Origin of the sequence: Bradyrhizobium sp. AZCC 2230, assembly GCF_036924495.1 — a bacterium.
Classification (GTDB): domain Bacteria; phylum Pseudomonadota; class Alphaproteobacteria; order Rhizobiales; family Xanthobacteraceae; genus Bradyrhizobium; species Bradyrhizobium rifense.
Map to the genome: position 1 here is coordinate 6,552,781 of NZ_JAZHRS010000001.1, position 16,795 is coordinate 6,569,575.

The 16,795-nt window shown below is 63.8% G+C and carries 12 protein-coding genes; 5 read left to right on the top strand and 7 right to left on the bottom strand.

What is annotated here, in order from left to right; all coding sequences use genetic code 11:
• Positions 1-131: 131 nt before the first annotated feature.
• The gene (locus V1280_RS31395) at positions 132-1,508 is read right to left on the bottom strand and encodes a cytochrome P450 (protein WP_334533539.1); all 1,377 of its coding nucleotides are present in this window, start codon (positions 1,506-1,508) and stop codon (positions 132-134) included.
• A 140-nt stretch (positions 1,509-1,648) separates the two neighbouring features.
• A complete protein-coding gene (locus V1280_RS31400) occupies positions 1,649-2,884 on the bottom strand; it encodes an LLM class flavin-dependent oxidoreductase (protein ID WP_334533543.1) in 1,236 nt (411 codons plus the stop codon).
• A 301-nt stretch (positions 2,885-3,185) separates the two neighbouring features.
• Here V1280_RS31400 and V1280_RS31405 point away from each other — a divergent pair, with 301 nt between their 5' ends.
• Positions 3,186-4,349 carry an IS110 family transposase gene (locus V1280_RS31405; protein ID WP_334533546.1) on the top strand — a complete coding sequence of 388 codons (1,164 nt, stop codon included), beginning with the start codon at positions 3,186-3,188 and terminating at the stop codon, positions 4,347-4,349.
• Positions 4,350-5,014: 665 nt separating this feature from the next.
• On the opposite strand, the gene sthA is transcribed toward V1280_RS31405, so the two are convergent.
• Positions 5,015-6,406 carry a Si-specific NAD(P)(+) transhydrogenase gene (sthA, locus tag V1280_RS31410; RefSeq protein WP_334533549.1) on the bottom strand — a complete coding sequence of 464 codons (1,392 nt, stop codon included), beginning with the start codon at positions 6,404-6,406 and terminating at the stop codon, positions 5,015-5,017.
• A gap of 150 nt (positions 6,407-6,556) precedes the next feature.
• On the opposite strand from sthA, the gene V1280_RS31415 reads away from it, so the two are divergent.
• The gene (locus V1280_RS31415; protein WP_334533552.1) at positions 6,557-7,969 is read left to right on the top strand and encodes an MFS transporter; all 1,413 of its coding nucleotides are present in this window, start codon (positions 6,557-6,559) and stop codon (positions 7,967-7,969) included.
• 141 nt (positions 7,970-8,110) lie between these two features.
• Positions 8,111-9,283: an extracellular catalytic domain type 1 short-chain-length polyhydroxyalkanoate depolymerase gene (locus V1280_RS31420; protein WP_334533555.1), complete on the top strand. Its 1,173-nt coding sequence runs from the start codon at positions 8,111-8,113 to the stop codon at positions 9,281-9,283.
• 12 nt (positions 9,284-9,295) lie between these two features.
• On the opposite strand, the gene V1280_RS31425 is transcribed toward V1280_RS31420, so the two are convergent.
• Positions 9,296-9,976, bottom strand: a complete 681-nt coding sequence (locus V1280_RS31425; RefSeq protein ID WP_334533558.1) for an MBL fold metallo-hydrolase — start codon at positions 9,974-9,976, stop codon at positions 9,296-9,298.
• 173 nt (positions 9,977-10,149) lie between these two features.
• On the opposite strand from V1280_RS31425, the gene V1280_RS31430 reads away from it, so the two are divergent.
• Positions 10,150-11,748 carry an alpha-amylase family glycosyl hydrolase gene (locus V1280_RS31430; protein ID WP_334533561.1) on the top strand — a complete coding sequence of 533 codons (1,599 nt, stop codon included), beginning with the start codon at positions 10,150-10,152 and terminating at the stop codon, positions 11,746-11,748.
• A 149-nt stretch (positions 11,749-11,897) separates the two neighbouring features.
• On the opposite strand, the gene V1280_RS31435 is transcribed toward V1280_RS31430, so the two are convergent.
• A complete protein-coding gene (locus tag V1280_RS31435) occupies positions 11,898-13,592 on the bottom strand; it encodes an alpha-amylase family protein (RefSeq protein WP_334538467.1) in 1,695 nt (564 codons plus the stop codon).
• A 248-nt stretch (positions 13,593-13,840) separates the two neighbouring features.
• Between V1280_RS31435 and V1280_RS31440 the strand changes: the two genes are divergently transcribed.
• The gene (locus tag V1280_RS31440; RefSeq protein ID WP_148777527.1) at positions 13,841-14,329 is read left to right on the top strand and encodes an MmcB family DNA repair protein; all 489 of its coding nucleotides are present in this window, start codon (positions 13,841-13,843) and stop codon (positions 14,327-14,329) included.
• 142 nt (positions 14,330-14,471) lie between these two features.
• Here the strand turns inward: V1280_RS31440 and V1280_RS31445 are convergent, their stop codons facing one another.
• Both V1280_RS31445 and V1280_RS31450 read right to left on the bottom strand, forming a co-directional pair.
• Positions 14,472-15,026 carry an ActR/PrrA/RegA family redox response regulator transcription factor gene (locus tag V1280_RS31445; protein ID WP_027531452.1) on the bottom strand — a complete coding sequence of 185 codons (555 nt, stop codon included), beginning with the start codon at positions 15,024-15,026 and terminating at the stop codon, positions 14,472-14,474.
• Between the two features lie 102 nt (positions 15,027-15,128).
• The gene (locus tag V1280_RS31450; protein WP_334533571.1) at positions 15,129-16,439 is read right to left on the bottom strand and encodes an ActS/PrrB/RegB family redox-sensitive histidine kinase; all 1,311 of its coding nucleotides are present in this window, start codon (positions 16,437-16,439) and stop codon (positions 15,129-15,131) included.
• Between the last annotated feature and the right edge of the window lie 356 nt (positions 16,440-16,795).

Below are 16,795 nucleotides of genomic sequence, written 5' to 3' on the forward strand. Positions count from 1 at the left end.
CGCTCCGCGCCTTTGCCCACCCTACAAGACCGAATTTCCGTCATTGCGAGGAGCGAAGCGGCGAAGCAATCCAGAATCGCCCTACGGAAAGATTCTGGATTGCTTCGCTGCGCTCGCAATGACGGATGCGGCTAAACCGCCTTCACCCTGACCTTCAACCCATCCTTCGGCTTCGGAATCGGCCACATCTGCCAGTCCGGCTTGTAGCCGGGCTCCAGCGACACCTCGATGTTCTGCAGGAAGTGCCGGGCAAAGCATTTCGCCTGCATGTAGGCGAAGTGCAGGCCGAGGCACATATGCGCGCCGCCGCCGAACGGCACCCAGGCGAAGCGGTGACGGTTGCGCTGGGCTTCCTCGGTGAAGCGCAGGGGATCGAAGCGATCGGGTTCCGGCCAGATGTCCTTCATGTGGTGTGTAAAGAGCGGATTGACGCCGACTGCCGTGCCGGCGGGGATCGTATAGCCCTTGAAGGTGAAATCGCGCATCGCGCGGCGCGGCATCGAGGGCACCGGCGGCTTGATCCGCAGCGCTTCCTTGAAGGCCATCTCCGTCAACGGCATCTTTTCGAGATCGTCAAAACTGCTCGGCGCGCCCGGAGCGAGCCCGAGCGCGAGAACTTCCGCGCGCAGCCTGTTCTGCCAGTCCGGATTGGCGGCGAGCTCGCCGATGAAGGACGTCAGCGACGAGGTCAGCGTGTCGTGCGCCGCCATCATCAGGAAGCTCATGTGGTCGATGATGTCCTGGTCGGACAGGAGCGCGCCATCCTCATGGGTGGCGCGGCAGAGGTGCGAGAACAGATCGTCGCCGCCGTGATTGCCGCGTCGCAGCGGGATCTGCTCGCGGAAATAGGCGATGATGCGTTTGCGTCCCCTCACGCCGGCCGCCATCTGCGTGCCGGGCAGGGGACGGCGGATCGGGGCGACTGCAGCGGCGACCATGTCGACGAAGGCGCGGTTGATCTCGGCGACCTCGGGCCCGATATCTGCGCCGAGGAACGACGCTGCGGCGAGATCCAGCGTGAGCTGTTTCATCGCCGGATAGAGCTGCATCTCGCCCGGATTTGCCTTCCACTGCGCCACCCGTGCCGAAATGCCGCGGTCGAGATCGCTGAGGTAGGACTTCATCGGTCCTGACTTGAACGCGACCGAGAGCGCCTTGCGATGCAGCCGGTGCTCGTCGAAATCCAGCAGCATCAATCCGCGCGGAAACAGCAGGCCGAGCACCTTGCTCCAGCCATGGGTCGACGAAAACAGCTTTTGCTGGTCGAACAGCACGAGCTCATTCGCTTCAGGTCCGAGCATCACGATGTTGGTCTCGCCGAAAATGTGGGTGCGATAGACGAGCCCGTACTTGTCGCCGTTCCTCTCGATATGTCCCTTGGGGTCGGCGAGCACCTTGAAGGTCATGCCGACGATCGGCCAGCCTTCGTCGCCCGGGATGTGCGTCAGCTGATTGCGCTTGGGCGCGGTGTACTCAAGCTCAGACGAGGCCACATTCTGCATCGACATGACGAATGCTCCGGTTTGCTGACCGACAGGAATCGCGCGACCGCGGCAATCATACGGCCTGCGCCAGGCTGGATCGTCATCAGCATAGCACAGGCCGGGATGTCGCGCTTGTGAACGTCGTTACAAGCGTAGCGCCGGGCCTACCGCTTGGCCGCTTCCTTCTGCAGATCCGGCGCGTTGACGGCGGGAATCGCGACGCGGCCGGGGCCGGTCACCTTCAGCGCTTCGGCGGCTTTCTCGTTCTGCATGATCTTGGCCATCACGGCCTGACCGGCGCGCTCGAAAATCGCGCGGTTCTCGATCACGAACTTTTGCGACTTGCGGAGGCCATCGATGTAGCCGTTGATCTCCGGCACGACATAGCGCGCGACCATGTCCCAGCTCCGGCGCGTGGCTTCCGGATTGGCCCAGTCATGCACGAAGCCGATGACGGCGCCGACGCCGCCGGACACGTCCATCACGTTCTTGATGGTTTTGACGAGATCGTCGGGCGTGCCGATGGTCGAGGCCGCGCCCTCGACGAAGGCGGTCTTGTCCACGGCCTCATCGGGCGAGGAGAATGCCGTGAGGCCCGGCCGCTGCAGTGTGCCGACATTATATTCGTTGTGCCAGCGCATCAGCCCGGCGCCGGCCTCCTTGCGCGCCTGCTCGCGGCTCTCGGCGATGTGGAAGCTCAGCAGCACGCGCCAGTCGGCACGGTTGACCGTGGTGCCGTGCTTCTTGGCGGCATCCTCGGCGAACTGCCATTGCTGTTGCAGCGACATCAGCCCCTGCGTCGTCATCGAGCCCAGCGAGATGATGCCGATGCCGTATTTGCCGGCGAGCGTCATGCCCGACGGCGAGATCTGCGACGCCACCACGAACGGCATTTCCTCCTGCAACGGCAGGATCTGCAGCGCGGCGTCGTTCATGGTGAACCAGTCGCTCCTGGCGGTGACGCGCTCGCCGTTGAAGAGGCGACGGATCACGCCGATCGCCTCGTCCTGGCGGTCGCGCTGGGTCATCGGGTCGATGCCGAGCGTGTGCGCATCCGACGCCAGCGCGCCGGGGCCGGAGCCGAAGATGGCGCGGCCGCCGGTCATGTGGTCGAGCTGCACCATGCGCTGGGCCACGTTGAAGGGATGGTGATAGGGCAGCGACACCACGCCGGTGCCGAGCTTGATCCGCTTGGTGCGCTCGCCGGCCGCGGCCAGAAACATCTCGGGCGAGGCAATCATCTCCCAGCCGGAGGAATGATGCTCGCCGCACCAGAACTCGTCATAGCCGAGGCCATCTAACTGCTCGACCAGATCGAGATCGCGCCGGAACTGAAGCATCGGATGCTCCCCGATTGGATGATGCGGGGCAAGAAAGGCTCCAAACTTCAGGCGCGCCATGGCGTTCTCTCCGGCTGGTATTTTCTGTTTGTTGGTAGTGTGAGGCTACGTGCCCGATGCCACGAACGCAATCGCGCGATGTCCCGCGCCGCGGAATGCAGGCATGCGTGTTTCTTCTCCCTCGCCCCGCTTGCGGGGAGAGGGTCGGGGTGAGGGGGAGTCTCCGCGGGGACGGAGGTGGTTGGGTTCTTAAGATGCCCCACGCCGTCATTGCGAGCGCAGCGAAGATTCCATGGGGAGTGGATAGCGACCGAGTCTGAGGCCAGACTGAGGTTGCGAACCAACCAACCTGGAGACGACGATGTTGCTCGATCATCCTTCCGACGGACCGACCGCTATCCGGACGCAGTTTGGCGCAATTTTTGTGTCATTGGAACTGAGCCGTTCGACGTGGCTGATCACGTGGCTTTCACCTGGCGCGGGCGAGAAGATGTCCAGGCAGGGCGTCAAGGCCAGCGATACGGCTGAGCTGCTGAAGCTGTTTGCGGAGGTCAGGCGCAAGGCGATGGCGCGGACCGGTCAGACCTATCCGATCATCACGATCCAGGAGGCGGGGCTGGAGGGGTTCTGGCTGCACCGGGTTCTGCAACAGGAAGGCATTGAGAGCCACGTGGTCGATCCCGCCTCGATTGCGACGTCGCGACGGCGGCGGCGGGCCAAGACGGACAGGCTGGATGGCGAGGCGCTGTTGCGGGCGCTTCTGGCCTACAAGCGCGGCGAGCCACGGGTCTGCGCGATGGTGGCGGCCCCTTCGCCCGAAGAGGAGGATCGCCGCAGGCTTTGCCGCGAACGGCGGACATTGATTGCCGAGCGGATCGAGCATGTGAACCGGATCAAGGGCCTTCTGTTTGCACAGGGCATCTCCGACTACATGCCTTTGCGACGTAACCGACGGGACCGGCTCGAGGCCTTGCGCACTGGCGACGGGCGAGAACTGCCGCCCCATCTGAAGGCGCAGATCAGCCGCGAACTCGACCGCCTCGAGCTGTTGCTCACCCAGATCGAGGCGGTGGAGGCCGAGCAGGATGCATTGCTGGCTGCTGCCGCAAAGCCTGGAACCGAGACGCCAGGGCCGGTGGCGATGCTGTCGGCATTGAAGGCGATGGGACCCAATTTTGCGGTCATTCTCTGGTCGGAGGCCTTCTACCGGCAGTTCTCCAACCGCCGCCAGGTCGCCTCCTATGCCGGTCTTGCGGCCACGCCCTGGCGCAGCGGCGGGATCGAGCGAGAGCAGGGGGTCTCGAAGGCCGGCAATCCGCGGCTTCGCACGACGATGATCCAGCTCGCCTGGCTCTGGGTGCGTCATCAGCCTCAATCGGCGCTGACACTCTGGTTCAAGGCCAACAGCCAGCGCGGCAGCAAGCGCATGATCGTGGCTCTGGCGCGCAAGCTTCTGGTCGCGTTGTGGAAGTACGTCACCCATGGCGTCGTGATCGAGGGAGCTGTGATGAAGGGCGCTGCCTGAGATCGAGGATACTTCCCTCACCGACAACCAATCAGCCGAGGATCGATCAGCCTTGGCCGATCCGGGCGGACGAACCGATGGATTGCATGGCTTCAAACGCCGCAACGAAGAGTGGTCCCGTCCTCTCGAGCCTGCCCGCCGCAAGCGGAATGTTGGTGCAGTTGCCTCGCGCAACGACCGAATGTGAGTTTGATCTGGCACGCAAAACCAGATTGCCAAACCGGCTCGGCCTTGGATCGCTGACGAGAAGGAGTTCTCCGAACCAGTTACGCCCGACCACAAAAGCCTGATGGCGTGCTCGCTCACCTCAAGGTCAAGCCGCTTCGCGGCGGCCCTACGGGCCGACCTTGACCTGAGCTCCGCGCGCCATCTCCATAGTCTCACGGTCGGGACGAAGAGCTGGCCTGCAATCGAACAAAGAGCTGACAAACCCTGTTGACACGACACTTCCCCATGTGAGCAATCCAGAGTCTTTCCGCGGAGGGATTCTGGATTGCTTCGCTGCGCTCGCAATGACGCGTCGATAGGGCGTCGTTCCAGCGGGCAGACGACTCGCGGAGAGTCCCCCTCACCCGGAATTCAAACTGCGTTTGAATTCCGACCTCTCCCCGCATCCGCCTTCGCCAAGGCTTCGGCGGACAAGAGCGGGGCGAGGTGAAGGAAGATCACCGCGTCATCCTGTTCCACGCATCCAGTCCGGCGATCTTGTACGCCTCGGCGAGCGTCGGATAGTTGAACGTGTTCTGGATGAAATAGTCGATCGTGCCTTTGAGGTTCAGCACGGCCTGGCCGATATGGATCAGCTCCGTGGCGCCTTCGCCCAGAATGTGCACGCCGAGCAGGCGGCGGGTCTTGGTCGAGAAGATCATCTTCATCATGCCGCTGTTCAGCCCCATGATGTGGCCGCGCGAGGTCTCGCGGAAGCGCGCGATGCCGACCTCGTAGGGGATGCCGCGCGTGCGCACCTCTTCCTCTGTCAGGCCCGTGGTCGAGATCTCCGGCACCGAATAGATGCCGTAGAGAAAGAATTCCGGCGGCGCCATCGGCTCCATGCCGAGCGCGTGGCAGGCGGCGACGCGGCCCTGCTCCATCGAGGTCGAGGCCAGGCTCGGAAAGCCGATCACGTCGCCGGCGGCGTAGATATGCGGCACGCTGGTCTGCAAGGTCACGGGATCAACCTTAATGCGCCCGCGATGGTCGACGACGATGCCGGCAGCTTCGAGATTGAGCCGGTCGGTGGCCCCGACGCGCCCCGCCGCGAACAGCAGCATTTCCGTGGTGACGTGACGCCCGTCGGAGAGATTCGTGACGATGCCGCCCTGCGCCGTCTTCTCGATCGAGTTGACCTTGGAGCCGAGCCGCAGCGCGACATTGCGATCGCGCAATTCGTGCATGAACTCGTCGATCAATTCCTTGTCGATGAAGTCGAGGAATGTCGGCCGCGGCTCGATCAGGGTCACGGGCACATCGAGCGCGCTGAAGATGGTGGCGTATTCGACGCCGATCACGCCGGCGCCGATGACGGCGAGGCTGCGCGGCAGTTTTGGCAGCTCGATGATCTCGTCGCTGTCGAGCACGGTGGCGCCGTCGAACGGCACATAGTCGGGCCGGAACGGGCGCGTGCCGCAGGCGATCAGGATGAACGCGGCGGATACCGTTTTGGTCTCGCCGATCGCGCTTGTGATCTCGACCTCGTGCGGCGAGACCAGGCGCGCCTCGCCATTGGCGGTGCGGACGAGGTTGCGACTGAACTGATGCTCGAGCACTTCGACCTCATGGTCGAGCGTCTTCTGCAGCCGGGTCATCAGATCGCTGGCGGCGATGTCGTGCTTCACCCGGTAGGAGCGGCCGTAGAAGCCGCGCTCGCGCCAGCCGGAGAGATTGAGCACGGTCTCGCGCAGCGTTTTCGAGGGGATCGTGCCGGTGTGAACGGAGACGCCGCCGACCCGCCGGCCCTTCTCCACCACCAGCACGGCCTTGCCGAGTTTGGCACATTGCACCGCGGCCCGGCGCCCCGACGGGCCCGAGCCGATCACCACCATGTCGTAGTCGTACATCGGATTTGCTTCCAAAGCCCTGCAAAATCAGCGGGAACCGACATGCAGCAATCGGGCCACAGCGGCAAGTCCTACCTCTGAGGTAATCGCAGGGGTGATGCTGATCTGCGAGCATCGGGCGCAAATAGATCCCCGAAAGCTCGCGCGAAAATGCATCAAACCGTCACAAAGCCCGTCGATTCGACCCTTCGCTGGTGGGTGCTGGCGATCGTCGTCGCCGCGCAGTTCATGTTCGGCGTCGACGCCTTCATCGTGAACGTCGCGATCCCCACCATCGCAGCCGACCTGCACGCGACGCCGGCGCAGATCGAATCCGTCATCGCGATCTATCTGATCGCCTATGCCACGCTGGTCGTCACCGGCGGCCGTCTCGGCGACATCCACGGCACCAAGAACGTCTTCCTTGCCGGCGTGCTCGGATTCACCGCGACGTCGCTGTGGTGTGGCCTCGCGCAATCCGGCGCGGAGCTGATCATCGCCCGGCTGGCGCAGGGCGCGACCGCCGCGCTGATGGTGCCGCAGGTGCTGGCGACGCTGCATCTGCTGTTCACGGACGAGTCGCGCAGCCGTGCCTTCGGCATCTATGGCATCGTGCTCGGGCTTGCGGGCGCCGCGGGCTTCTTGCTTGGTGGCCTGCTGGTCACGATCGACCTTGCACATACTGGCTGGCGCTCGGTGTTCTTCGTCAACGTCCCCTGCGGCCTTGTCATCGCCGCTGCCACATGGCGCATCATGCCCACGGTGCCGCGCCGGGCCGGCACCAGGCTCGACATCAAGGGCAGCCTGGTGCTGTTTGCGGGATTGCTGTGCCTGATCGGCCCGCTGCTGTTCGGCCATGATGTCGGCTGGGCGCCGTGGCTGTGGGCCGTGATGGCGGTCGGTGGCGTGATCCTGTTCACATTTCCAAGGCTCGAGCATGCGGTGGCACGCGCCGGCGGCATGCCGCTGATCGATCTGACGCTGCTGGCGGACGCCGCCTTCCTGCGCGGGCTCGGTGCCGCGTTCTTTTTCTTCGCCGCCAATCTCTCGTTCTATCTGGTGATGACGCTGTTCATGCAGCGCGGCCTGAGGATCCCGCCGCTCGCCGCCGGCCTCGCCTTCGTTCCGCTCGCGCTCGCGTTCGTGGTGGCCTCGCGCCACAGCAGTGCGCGAGCGAAGCATCGTGGTACCAAAGTGTTGATCGAAGGCTGCGCGCTGCAGATCGCTGGCCTCGCCGCGCTCGCGCTTCTGGCCGGCTGTGTCGATGCGCCGAGCCCGATCGCGCTTGCGCTCGTCATGCTCATCTTCGGCTACGGTCAGGGCATGGTGATGGCGCCGCTCTCCGGCGCGGTGCTCTCGACCGTCAAACCCGTCGCGGCAGGCTCGGCGTCGGGCATGTACGGCACCATTGCGCAGATCGGAAATGCGGCCGGAGTGGCCGCAATCGGTGCGGTGTTCTTCGCAATCGAATCGTTGCAATCAGCGCGCGCAGGATTTCTGGCCTCGCTCGCGCTGTTTGCGGCGTTAATCATGATCTGCGCCGCATTCCTGACGTGGATGCGCCGCGCATCTGCACGAAGTTGAGGCAGCGCGGTTAATACGTGCGGTTTCTTGCGGGAATCTGCGCGATTCCTTGCATGTCGACAGCACACGGTCTTTTCATTTTGCACTGCAGCAACTATCTGGTCTGGGTAAACGTTGAAAGACGCCCACCAGGAATTTGCCGTGTCATTAGCCCGTAACGTCGACCTCTTGAGACATCTGCCAAGGATGGATGGCCTACGCTTGCCCGATTTTGGCGCGAGCGCTGACGCCTCCAGTCCGCTGCAGGAAGTCACGGGCTTCGGCGACAATCCCGGCAATCTGCGCATGTTCGCGTTCGTGCCGGCGCAATTGCAGAAGCCGCGCGCGCTCGTCGTCGTGCTGCACGGCTGCGGCCAGACCGCCGCTGGCTACGATCTCGGCGCGGGCTGGTCGACGCTCGCGCGTCACTATGGCTTTGCGCTGGTGATGCCCGAGCAGCAGCGCATCAACAACGGCAACACCTGCTTCAACTGGTTCAATCCCGAAGACACCGCGCGCGACGGCGGCGAAGCGCGTTCGATCCGCGAGATGGTCGCGCATATGGTTCAGACGCAGCGCATTGATCCCAGGCGTATCTTCATCACCGGCCTGTCCGCCGGCGGCGGCATGACCTCGGTGATGCTCGCGACCTATCCGGACGTGTTTTCTGCCGGCGCGATCATCGCAGGCCTTCCCTACGGCATCGCGTCGAATCTGCGCGAGGCGCTGGACGGCATGTTCCATTCCCCGGCGCGGCCCGAGCGTGAGCTCGGCGATTTCGTGCGGCGGGCGTCCAATCATCGCGGGCCGTGGCCGAAGGTGTCGGTGTGGCACGGCAGCGTGGATCGCACCGTCAATCCCGGCAATGCCAACGAGATCGTCAAGCAGTGGCTCGATCTGCACGATCTGCCGATGACGCCGATGGCCGAGATCAATGTCGACGGCTATCCGCGCCAGGCCTGGTGGAACAAGGATGGTGAGACGCTGGTCGAATCCTACGCCATCACCGGCATGGCGCACGGCACGCCGCTGGGGCTTGCCGACAACGACCAGCGCTACGGTGTCGAAGGCGCGTTCCTGATCGAGGCCGGCATCTCGTCGTCCTACCACATCGCAAAGTTCTTCGGTCTCACCGGATGGATTTCGGATGCGGCCAGGAAGAAGGCGGACGCGAAATCACCGAAGCCTGCGCTGACCTCCGCCCCGCATCTCGCCCGCTCGATCCGCGCCGCGGTTGCGGAAGAACAGGCCGAGTCGAAGCGCGAGCAACCTCGCGGCTTCGATCTCGGCCAGATCATCACGCGCGCACTGACGGCTGCGGGTTTGATGAAGTAGCCGGCGGCGTCGCTACATCTCGCCGGTGATGAACGGATTGGTCAGCCGCTCCTGGCCGATGCTCGAGCCGGCACCATGGCCGCAGATGAAGCCGACATCGTCGCCGAGCGGCAGCAGCTTTGTCATGATCGAGTTGATCAGCGTGGCGTGACTGCCGCCGGGCAGATCGGTGCGCCCGACCGAGCCCGCAAACAGCACGTCGCCGACATGGGCAAAGCGTAAGTCCTTGTTGAAGAACACCACGCTGCCCGGCGAGTGGCCGGGGCAGTGCAGGATGTCGAATTTCAGCTCGCCGATCGAAACGATGTCGCCCTCGTCGAGCCAGCGATCCGGCTCGAAATTGCGCACCTCCGTCATGCCGAAACGCGCGCCGCTCTCGACCACGCTGTCGAGCAGATATTTGTCCGCGACATGCGGGCCCTCAATCGGCACCTTCAGCGCATCGCGCAATTCGGCCGCGCCGCCGACATGGTCGATATGGCCGTGGGTCAGCCAGATTTTCTCCACGGTGACGCCGGTCTGCTTGATCGCCTCGAGGATCTTCGGCACGTCCCCGCCCGGGTCGATCACCACGGCCTTCTTGCCGGGCTCGTCCCAGATGATGGTGCAGTTCTGCTCGAACAGCGTCACCGGGACGATGATCGCGCCGGCCTTGGCTTGCGAGGATTCTTGGGCGTCATTTTGCTCGGTCATGGCGCCACAATGCCGATTTTTGCTGCGTCGCCAAGCAAAATAGTCGTGGTCCGGCGGCGGAACAGCCGCGCCCGCCGTCACACGGCCGTCCCAATTCGCGTGGCTGTTTGAACCGGGGCGCTGCTGCCGCGTTCTCTCGCGCGGGGTGCAGATTTCCGGATGGGTTTTCCGACATGGCTCAGGGCGGCGAGAACTGGTGGCGCGACGGCATCTTCTATCAGATCTATCCGCGCTCCTTTCAGGACAGTGACGGCGACGGCGTTGGCGATCTCGCCGGCATTTTGCGGCGGCTGCCTTATGTGAAATCGCTCGGCGTCGACGCGATCTGGCTGTCGCCGATCTTCCCCTCGCCAATGGCCGATTTCGGCTATGACATCTCCGACTATACTGGCATCGATCCGCTGTTCGGCACGATGGCGGATTTCGATGCGCTGCTCGCGGCCGCGCATGACAATGGTCTGAAGCTGATCCTCGACCTCGTGCCGAACCACACCTCCGATCAGAATCCCTGGTTCGTCGAGAGCCGCTCCTCGCGCGACAACCCCAAGCGCGACTGGTACATCTGGCGCGATCCAGCCCCCGATGGCGGCGTGCCGAACAACTGGCTGTCTGAATTCGGCGGCAGCGCATGGCAGGTCGACGCGGAGACCGGTCAATATTACTACCACGCCTTCCTCGCCCAGCAGCCGGACCTGAACTGGCGCAATCCGGAGGTCCGCGCCGCGATCTACGACGTGATGCGGTTCTGGCTCGAGAAGGGCGTCGACGGCTTTCGCGTCGACGTGATCTGGCACCTGATCAAGGATGCCGGGTTTCGCGACAATCCGCTCAACCCGCATTATGTCGAGGGCCGGCCTCCGACCGAAAAGATCCTGACGCAATACTCCACCGACCAGCCGGAGGTGTTCGACGTCATCGCCGAGATGCGCCGCGTCACCGATGCCTTTGGCGCCCGCGTGCTGATCGGCGAGGTCTATCTGCCGCTGCATCGCCTGATGGCCTATTACGGCAACGATCTCACCGGCGCGCAGATGCCGTTCAATTTCGCATTGCTCTCGACCTTCTGGAGCGCGCGCTCGATCGAGAAGATCATCGAGGATTACGAGAAGGCGCTGCCGACGGGCGCCTGGCCGAACTGGGTGCTCGGCAATCACGATCGCCCGCGCGTCGCCAGCCGCGTCGGGCCGGAGCAGGCCCGGGTCGCCGCCATGCTGCTGCTGACCTTGCGCGGTACGCCGACGCTCTATTACGGCGACGAGATCGGCATGCATCAGCTCGCGATCGCGCCAGAGGATGTGCGCGATCCCTTCGAGAGGAACGTGCCCGGCATCGGAGTTGGGCGCGACGGCTGCCGCACGCCGATGCAGTGGGATTCGTCGGACTTCTCCGGCTTCTCGGAAGCGAGGCCGTGGCTGCCGCTGCCGGAGGATCACATAAGCGAGAATGTCGTCAATCTCGACGCCGACACGCGCTCGATCCTCAGCCTGTACAAGCGGCTGATCGCGTTGCGCGGGACCTGTCCGCCGCTGGTCGTCGGTGACTATCATCCGATCGCCGCGCAAGGCGATTTGCTGGTCTATCGCCGCGAGGCCGAAGGCAGGGCGCTGATCGTGGTGCTCAATCTCGGGCCTGAGCCGATTGCGGTGACGACCAGTGCGATACGGTTTGGCAGCGAGATCTTGGTATCAACGTTCCTGGATCGCGAGGGCGAGCGGCTGGAAGGCGTACTGGATTTGCGGGGCAATGAGGGTGTGATCGTCGCGCCGCCCTAGCTGTCGTCCCGGCGAAGGCCGGGACCCATACCGCGTGATCTATCGATGTGGCTGGTAGGAGTGCCGAACGACGGGTCTTCGCCAAACTCCTCCCTGTGGTTATGGGTCCCGGCCTTCGCCGGGACGACTGCGGTGTGTGTGGCTGCTACCTACCGCCTCTTCCCCTTCACCGTAGTCCCATCCACATCACTCCGCTTCAGCAGATAATCCAGCCCGCCAACCCGGTACCAGCGATACCCATACGGCTCCAGCACGATGCGGTGCTGGCCGCGCTTGTCGGCGTGGCTGTGGTCCTCCGCGAGCAGATTGATCAGGTGCTCACCGGCATCATCAGGCAGCCCCACCGAGAACGCCGTCTCGCGCGGCTTCTCATCGAGGTTATGCACGAACAGCACGGAATTGTTGCGCCAGTCATAGCGCATGATGAACACGGCGGGATCGCGTGTCGGGATGATCGCGAAATCGCCCCAGCCGATCTCGGGCACCTCCTTGCGCATGCGGACGATGCGCTCGGTCCAGTTCAGCATCGAATTGGGATCGCGCCGCTGTTTGGCGACGTTGACGTGCGGGTAGCCGTAAGGGCCCTTGTCGATGACGGGGATCGCCGGCCTGTCGCTCTGGGTGAAGCCGCCCTGCGGCTCGGTCGACCATTGCATCGGCGTGCGTGCGCAATTGCGTTCCGGCAGCGAGAGATCATCGCCCATCGCGATCTCGTCGCCGTAGCGAATGACGGGCGTTCCCGGCAGCGTGCACATCAGGCTGTAGGCGAGCTCGAGCCGCCGGCGGTCGCCGCCGAGCATCGGCGCAAGCCGGCGACGAATGCCGCGATCGTAGAGCTGCATATCCTTGTCGGGGCCGAACGCTCCGAACACGGTGTCGCGCTGCGCCTTGGTCAGGCGTCCCAGATCAAGCTCGTCATGATTGCGCAGGAACAGGCCCCATTGCGCCGAAGCCGGCCGCGGCTTGGTCGCTTTCAGCGCCTTGGCCAGCGGCCGCGAGTCACCGGACGCCAGCGCATAGAACAGATGCTGGTTGACGTGAAAGTTGAACATCATCTGCATGCGGTCGCCGTCGTCACCGAAATATTCCATGTCGGTTTCCGGCAGCACATTGGCCTCGGCCAGGATGATGGCGTCGCCCTCGCGCCATTGCAGGAATTCGCGGAAGGTGCGCAGCATGTCGTATTGCTCGACCGGCGTTTTGACCTTCGCGCCCTTGGTGGCGATGATGAAGGGCACGGCGTCCATGCGGAAGCCTGAGACGCCGAGCTGGATCCAGAAGCCCATGATCTTCAGGATCTCCGCCTGCACATGCGGATTCGACGTGTTGAGATCGGGCTGGAAATCATAGAAGCGGTGGAAATAATAGGCGCCGGCTTCCTTGTCGCGCGTCCATGTCGATTTCTGCACGCCGGGAAACACCATGCCCTTGTTGGCGTTGGCCGGCTTCTTGTCCGACCACACGTACCAGTCGCGATAGGGTGAGTTCTTGTCGCGCCGCGCCTCCTTGAACCAGTGATGCTGGTCTGAGGTGTGGTTGACGACGAGGTCGATGATGACACGGATGCCGCGCTGCTTGCAGCCATGGGTGAACTCGACGAAATCGCCGAGCGTGCCGTAGCGGGAATCGACGCTGTAATAGTCGGCGATGTCATAACCGTCATCGCGGCCCGGCGAGGTCTGGAACGGCATCAGCCAGATCGTGGTGATGCCCAGCCCATGCAGATAATCGAGCCGCCGCAACAGCCCCTTGAAATCGCCGACGCCGTCGCCGTTGGCGTCCATATAGGTGCCGACGGACAGGCAATAGATGATGGCGTTCTTGTACCAGAGATCGTCGATCATGTCGGGACAGCCCTGTTCGGTCGGCCCGCGATCGTCGGCGGCTGCGTGATAAGTGCTGTGGTGAGATCGGGTTCCCATCCCCCGCTGTCGTCCTGGACAAGCGAAGCGCAGATCCGGGACCCATTACCCCAGGGAGTAGTTTGGCGAATGCTGGTGGTCAGCACTTCGCGCGACAACGCCCATCTGGGGTAATGGGTCCTGGCTTTCGCCAGGACGACAGTAGGATTGGAATCGGCTAATCTTCCCTCATGGAAAATCCCGCCCGCATCGCCCTCGTTCCGCCGCCAGATCGTCGTCAATCCGAGACGGCGCTCGCGATCGCGCGCGGCACGGCGCGGCTCTTACGCTCGCTCGGCTTTTCCTGCATCAGCGAGTTGCCGCTGCCGTCGGGCCGGCGCGCCGATCTTGTCGCGCTGAACGAGCGTGGCGAGATCTGGATCGTCGAGATCAAATCGTCGGTGGAGGATCTGCGCGCCGATCAGAAATGGCACGAATACCGCGCCCATTGCGACCGGCTGTTCTTTGCCTTCACGCAGGACCTGCCGTGCGAGATTTTCCCCGAAGGCACCGGCCTGATCATCGCGGACGCCTATGGTGCGCACATGCATTGCGAGGCGCCCGAGCACAAGATCGCAGCCGCCACGCGCAAGCAGATGACGGTGCGATTTGGCATGGCGGCGGCGTTGCGGATCAACCGGCTGGTCGATCCGCAAGGGCACGCGGATTTTTGGGAGTAGCGGCGCCGCAAACAAGGTGCCGTAGGGTGGGCAAAGCGAAGCGTGCCCACGTATCCAAGTTAGTCAGGCTCGAATTAGAAGACGTGGGCACGGCGCTTTGCGCCTTTGCCCACCCTACGAGACCGTTACCTTGGCGACACCGTTACCTCGGCGCGCGCTTGGCCAAGATCCGCTGCAATGTACGGCGGTGCATGTTGAGCCGCCGCGCCGTTTCCGAGACGTTGCGGTTGCACATCTCGTAGATGCGCTGGATGTGTTCCCAGCGCACGCGATCGGCCGACATCGGATTCGCCGGCAACTCGGATTTGTCCGTGCTGGTCGAGAGCAGCGCGGCGACGACGTCGTCGGCATCTGCGGGCTTCGAGAGATAATCGATCGCGCCCATCTTCACCGCGGTGACGGCGGTGGCGATGTTGCCATAGCCGGTCAGCACGATGGCGCGGGCTTCGGGGCGCTTCTTCTTCAGCGCGGAGACGACGTCGAGACCATTGCCGTCACCGAGGCGAAGATCGACCACCGCAAAGGCCGGTGCGGACTTGCCGATCTGCGCGAGACCATCGGAGACCGTGTCACACGACGTCACCGCAAAGCCGCGTGTCTCCATCGCGCGCGACAGGCGCTCCAGGAACGGCTTGTCGTCCTCCACGATGAGAAGCGAGCGGTCGGTCTGTTCGTTCAGTTCGGCGATGGCGTTCAAGGTTGTGTCCTCTCTCTGCGCATCTACATATGGCGTCGCAATCAGGCGGTGCCAAGGCCGCCAATAGTCGATCGGGCCTCATGTGCGACGCAAGGTCGCGCCCTATCCTATTGTTTCTTCTAGGCTCTCGATAGTCTCAAAACGCTCCTTCGGCCACGCGATCTGTACCACTGCACCGTGTTCCGGAAAGGTCCGATTGGTAAACGAGACCTTGGCACCGGTGCGTTCGAGCAGCGTGCGGGCGATGAACACGCCGAGTCCGAGGCCGCCGCCGGCATCCTGGGTGCGCCGCCGCGACAGATAAGGCTCGCCGATCCGCTTCATGAGATCGGGCGGAATGCCCGGGCCGTCGTCGGAGATGACGATCTCGATGGTCTCGTTGTTCCACCACGCATTCACCTCCACCGTGGAGTTGGCGAAATCGACAGCGTTCTCGATGATGTTGCCGACGCCATAGAGGACTGCCGGATTGCGCGATCCGACCGGCTCGGCCGCGGCGGCAATCGCGATCCGCACCTTGATGTCGACGCCGAAATCGCGGTGCGGTGCCACCACTTCTTCGATCAGCTCCGACAGTTTCATGCGGTCGAACGGCGCGCCGGTGGAGGACAGCTGGGTGATTTTGCTCAAAATGTCGCGGCAGCGTTGCGTCTGCTCGCGCAGCGTCTTCAGATCCGCCGCGAAGACCGGATCCGTCACGGTCTTTTCCAGTTCGCGCGAGATCAGGAAGATGGTGGCAAGCGGCGTGCCGAGCTCGTGCGCGGCGGCGGCGGCCAGGCCGTCGAGCTGGGTCAGATGCTGCTCGCGCGTCAGCACCAGCTCGGTCGCGGCCAACGCGTCGGCAAGCTTGCGTGCCTCCTCGGTCACCTGGAACGAGTAGAGGCTGGTGACGCCGATCGCCAGCACGATCGAAAGCCAGACGCCGAGCAGATAGATCGGCGGCAGCACCACGGGATCTTCGGAGTCCCATGGCAGCGGGAAATGAAAGAAGAACAGGATCGAGGCACACGCCACGGCCAGTAGGCCGATAGCGAAAGTCAGCCGGGCCGGTAGCGCGGTGGCAGAAATCAGGACAGGTGCGAGAAACAGGAACGAGAACGGGTTCTGCAATCCGCCGGTAAAGAACAGCAGCCCCGCCAGTTCCACGATGTTCAGCGCCAGCAGCCCGGCCGCGTGAAGCGGCTCCAGCCGCTGCATCGGGTTGGCCACGGTTTGCAGAGCCAGGTTGAGCGCCGCCGACAGGCCGATGATGCTGACACAGGGGACAATGGCGACATCGAACTCCAGCCCCTGCGCCACGATGAAGATGGCGGCGAGCTGGCCCAGCACGGCGAGCCAGCGCAGCCGCAGGATGGTGTCCAGGCGGATGTGTCGTTGCGACGGGCGGAAGTCGGAGGCGGCGGTCTCGGTCATGACAGGCCAATCTAGCGGTACGCGTGTCCTATCACAAACACGCTCGTACCGAGGTCCATGGTCAGGGCAATCGCATATGGTGTGCACGATGCGACGGCATCGGCGCTGGGCTCCCTCTCCCGCTTGCGGGGGAGGGTTGGGGTGGGGGTGTTTCCGCGACGGGATTGCTGAAGGTATCCCAACTTGGCGAGAGCCCTCACCCGCCGCGCTCTGTGAGCGCGTCGGCCTCTCCCGCAAGCGGGAGAGGCGGAGCAAGCCAGCAGGCAATCTTCGTGAGATCCATATGCGATCACCCTGCGGTCCATAGTGCGGAAGTCCCGGACATCAAGCCTTGCACTCCACGGCGCAATGGCGGA

Excerpts from the sequence above, each read along its gene's own strand:
- V1280_RS31395 (WP_334533539.1), bottom strand. The coding sequence starts at position 1,508 with ATGTCGATGCAGAATGTGGCCTCGTCTGAGCTTGAGTACACCGCGCCC.
- V1280_RS31400 (WP_334533543.1), bottom strand. The coding sequence starts at position 2,884 with ATGGCGCGCCTGAAGTTTGGAGCCTTTCTTGCCCCGCATCATCCAATC.
- V1280_RS31405 (WP_334533546.1), top strand. The coding sequence starts at position 3,186 with ATGTTGCTCGATCATCCTTCCGACGGACCGACCGCTATCCGGACGCAG.
- sthA (WP_334533549.1), bottom strand. The coding sequence starts at position 6,406 with ATGTACGACTACGACATGGTGGTGATCGGCTCGGGCCCGTCGGGGCGC.
- V1280_RS31415 (WP_334533552.1), top strand. The coding sequence starts at position 6,557 with ATGCATCAAACCGTCACAAAGCCCGTCGATTCGACCCTTCGCTGGTGG.
- V1280_RS31425 (WP_334533558.1), bottom strand. The coding sequence starts at position 9,976 with ATGACCGAGCAAAATGACGCCCAAGAATCCTCGCAAGCCAAGGCCGGC.
- V1280_RS31430 (WP_334533561.1), top strand. The coding sequence starts at position 10,150 with ATGGCTCAGGGCGGCGAGAACTGGTGGCGCGACGGCATCTTCTATCAG.
- V1280_RS31435 (WP_334538467.1), bottom strand. The coding sequence starts at position 13,592 with ATGATCGACGATCTCTGGTACAAGAACGCCATCATCTATTGCCTGTCC.
- V1280_RS31440 (WP_148777527.1), top strand. The coding sequence starts at position 13,841 with ATGGAAAATCCCGCCCGCATCGCCCTCGTTCCGCCGCCAGATCGTCGT.
- V1280_RS31450 (WP_334533571.1), bottom strand. The coding sequence starts at position 16,439 with ATGACCGAGACCGCCGCCTCCGACTTCCGCCCGTCGCAACGACACATC.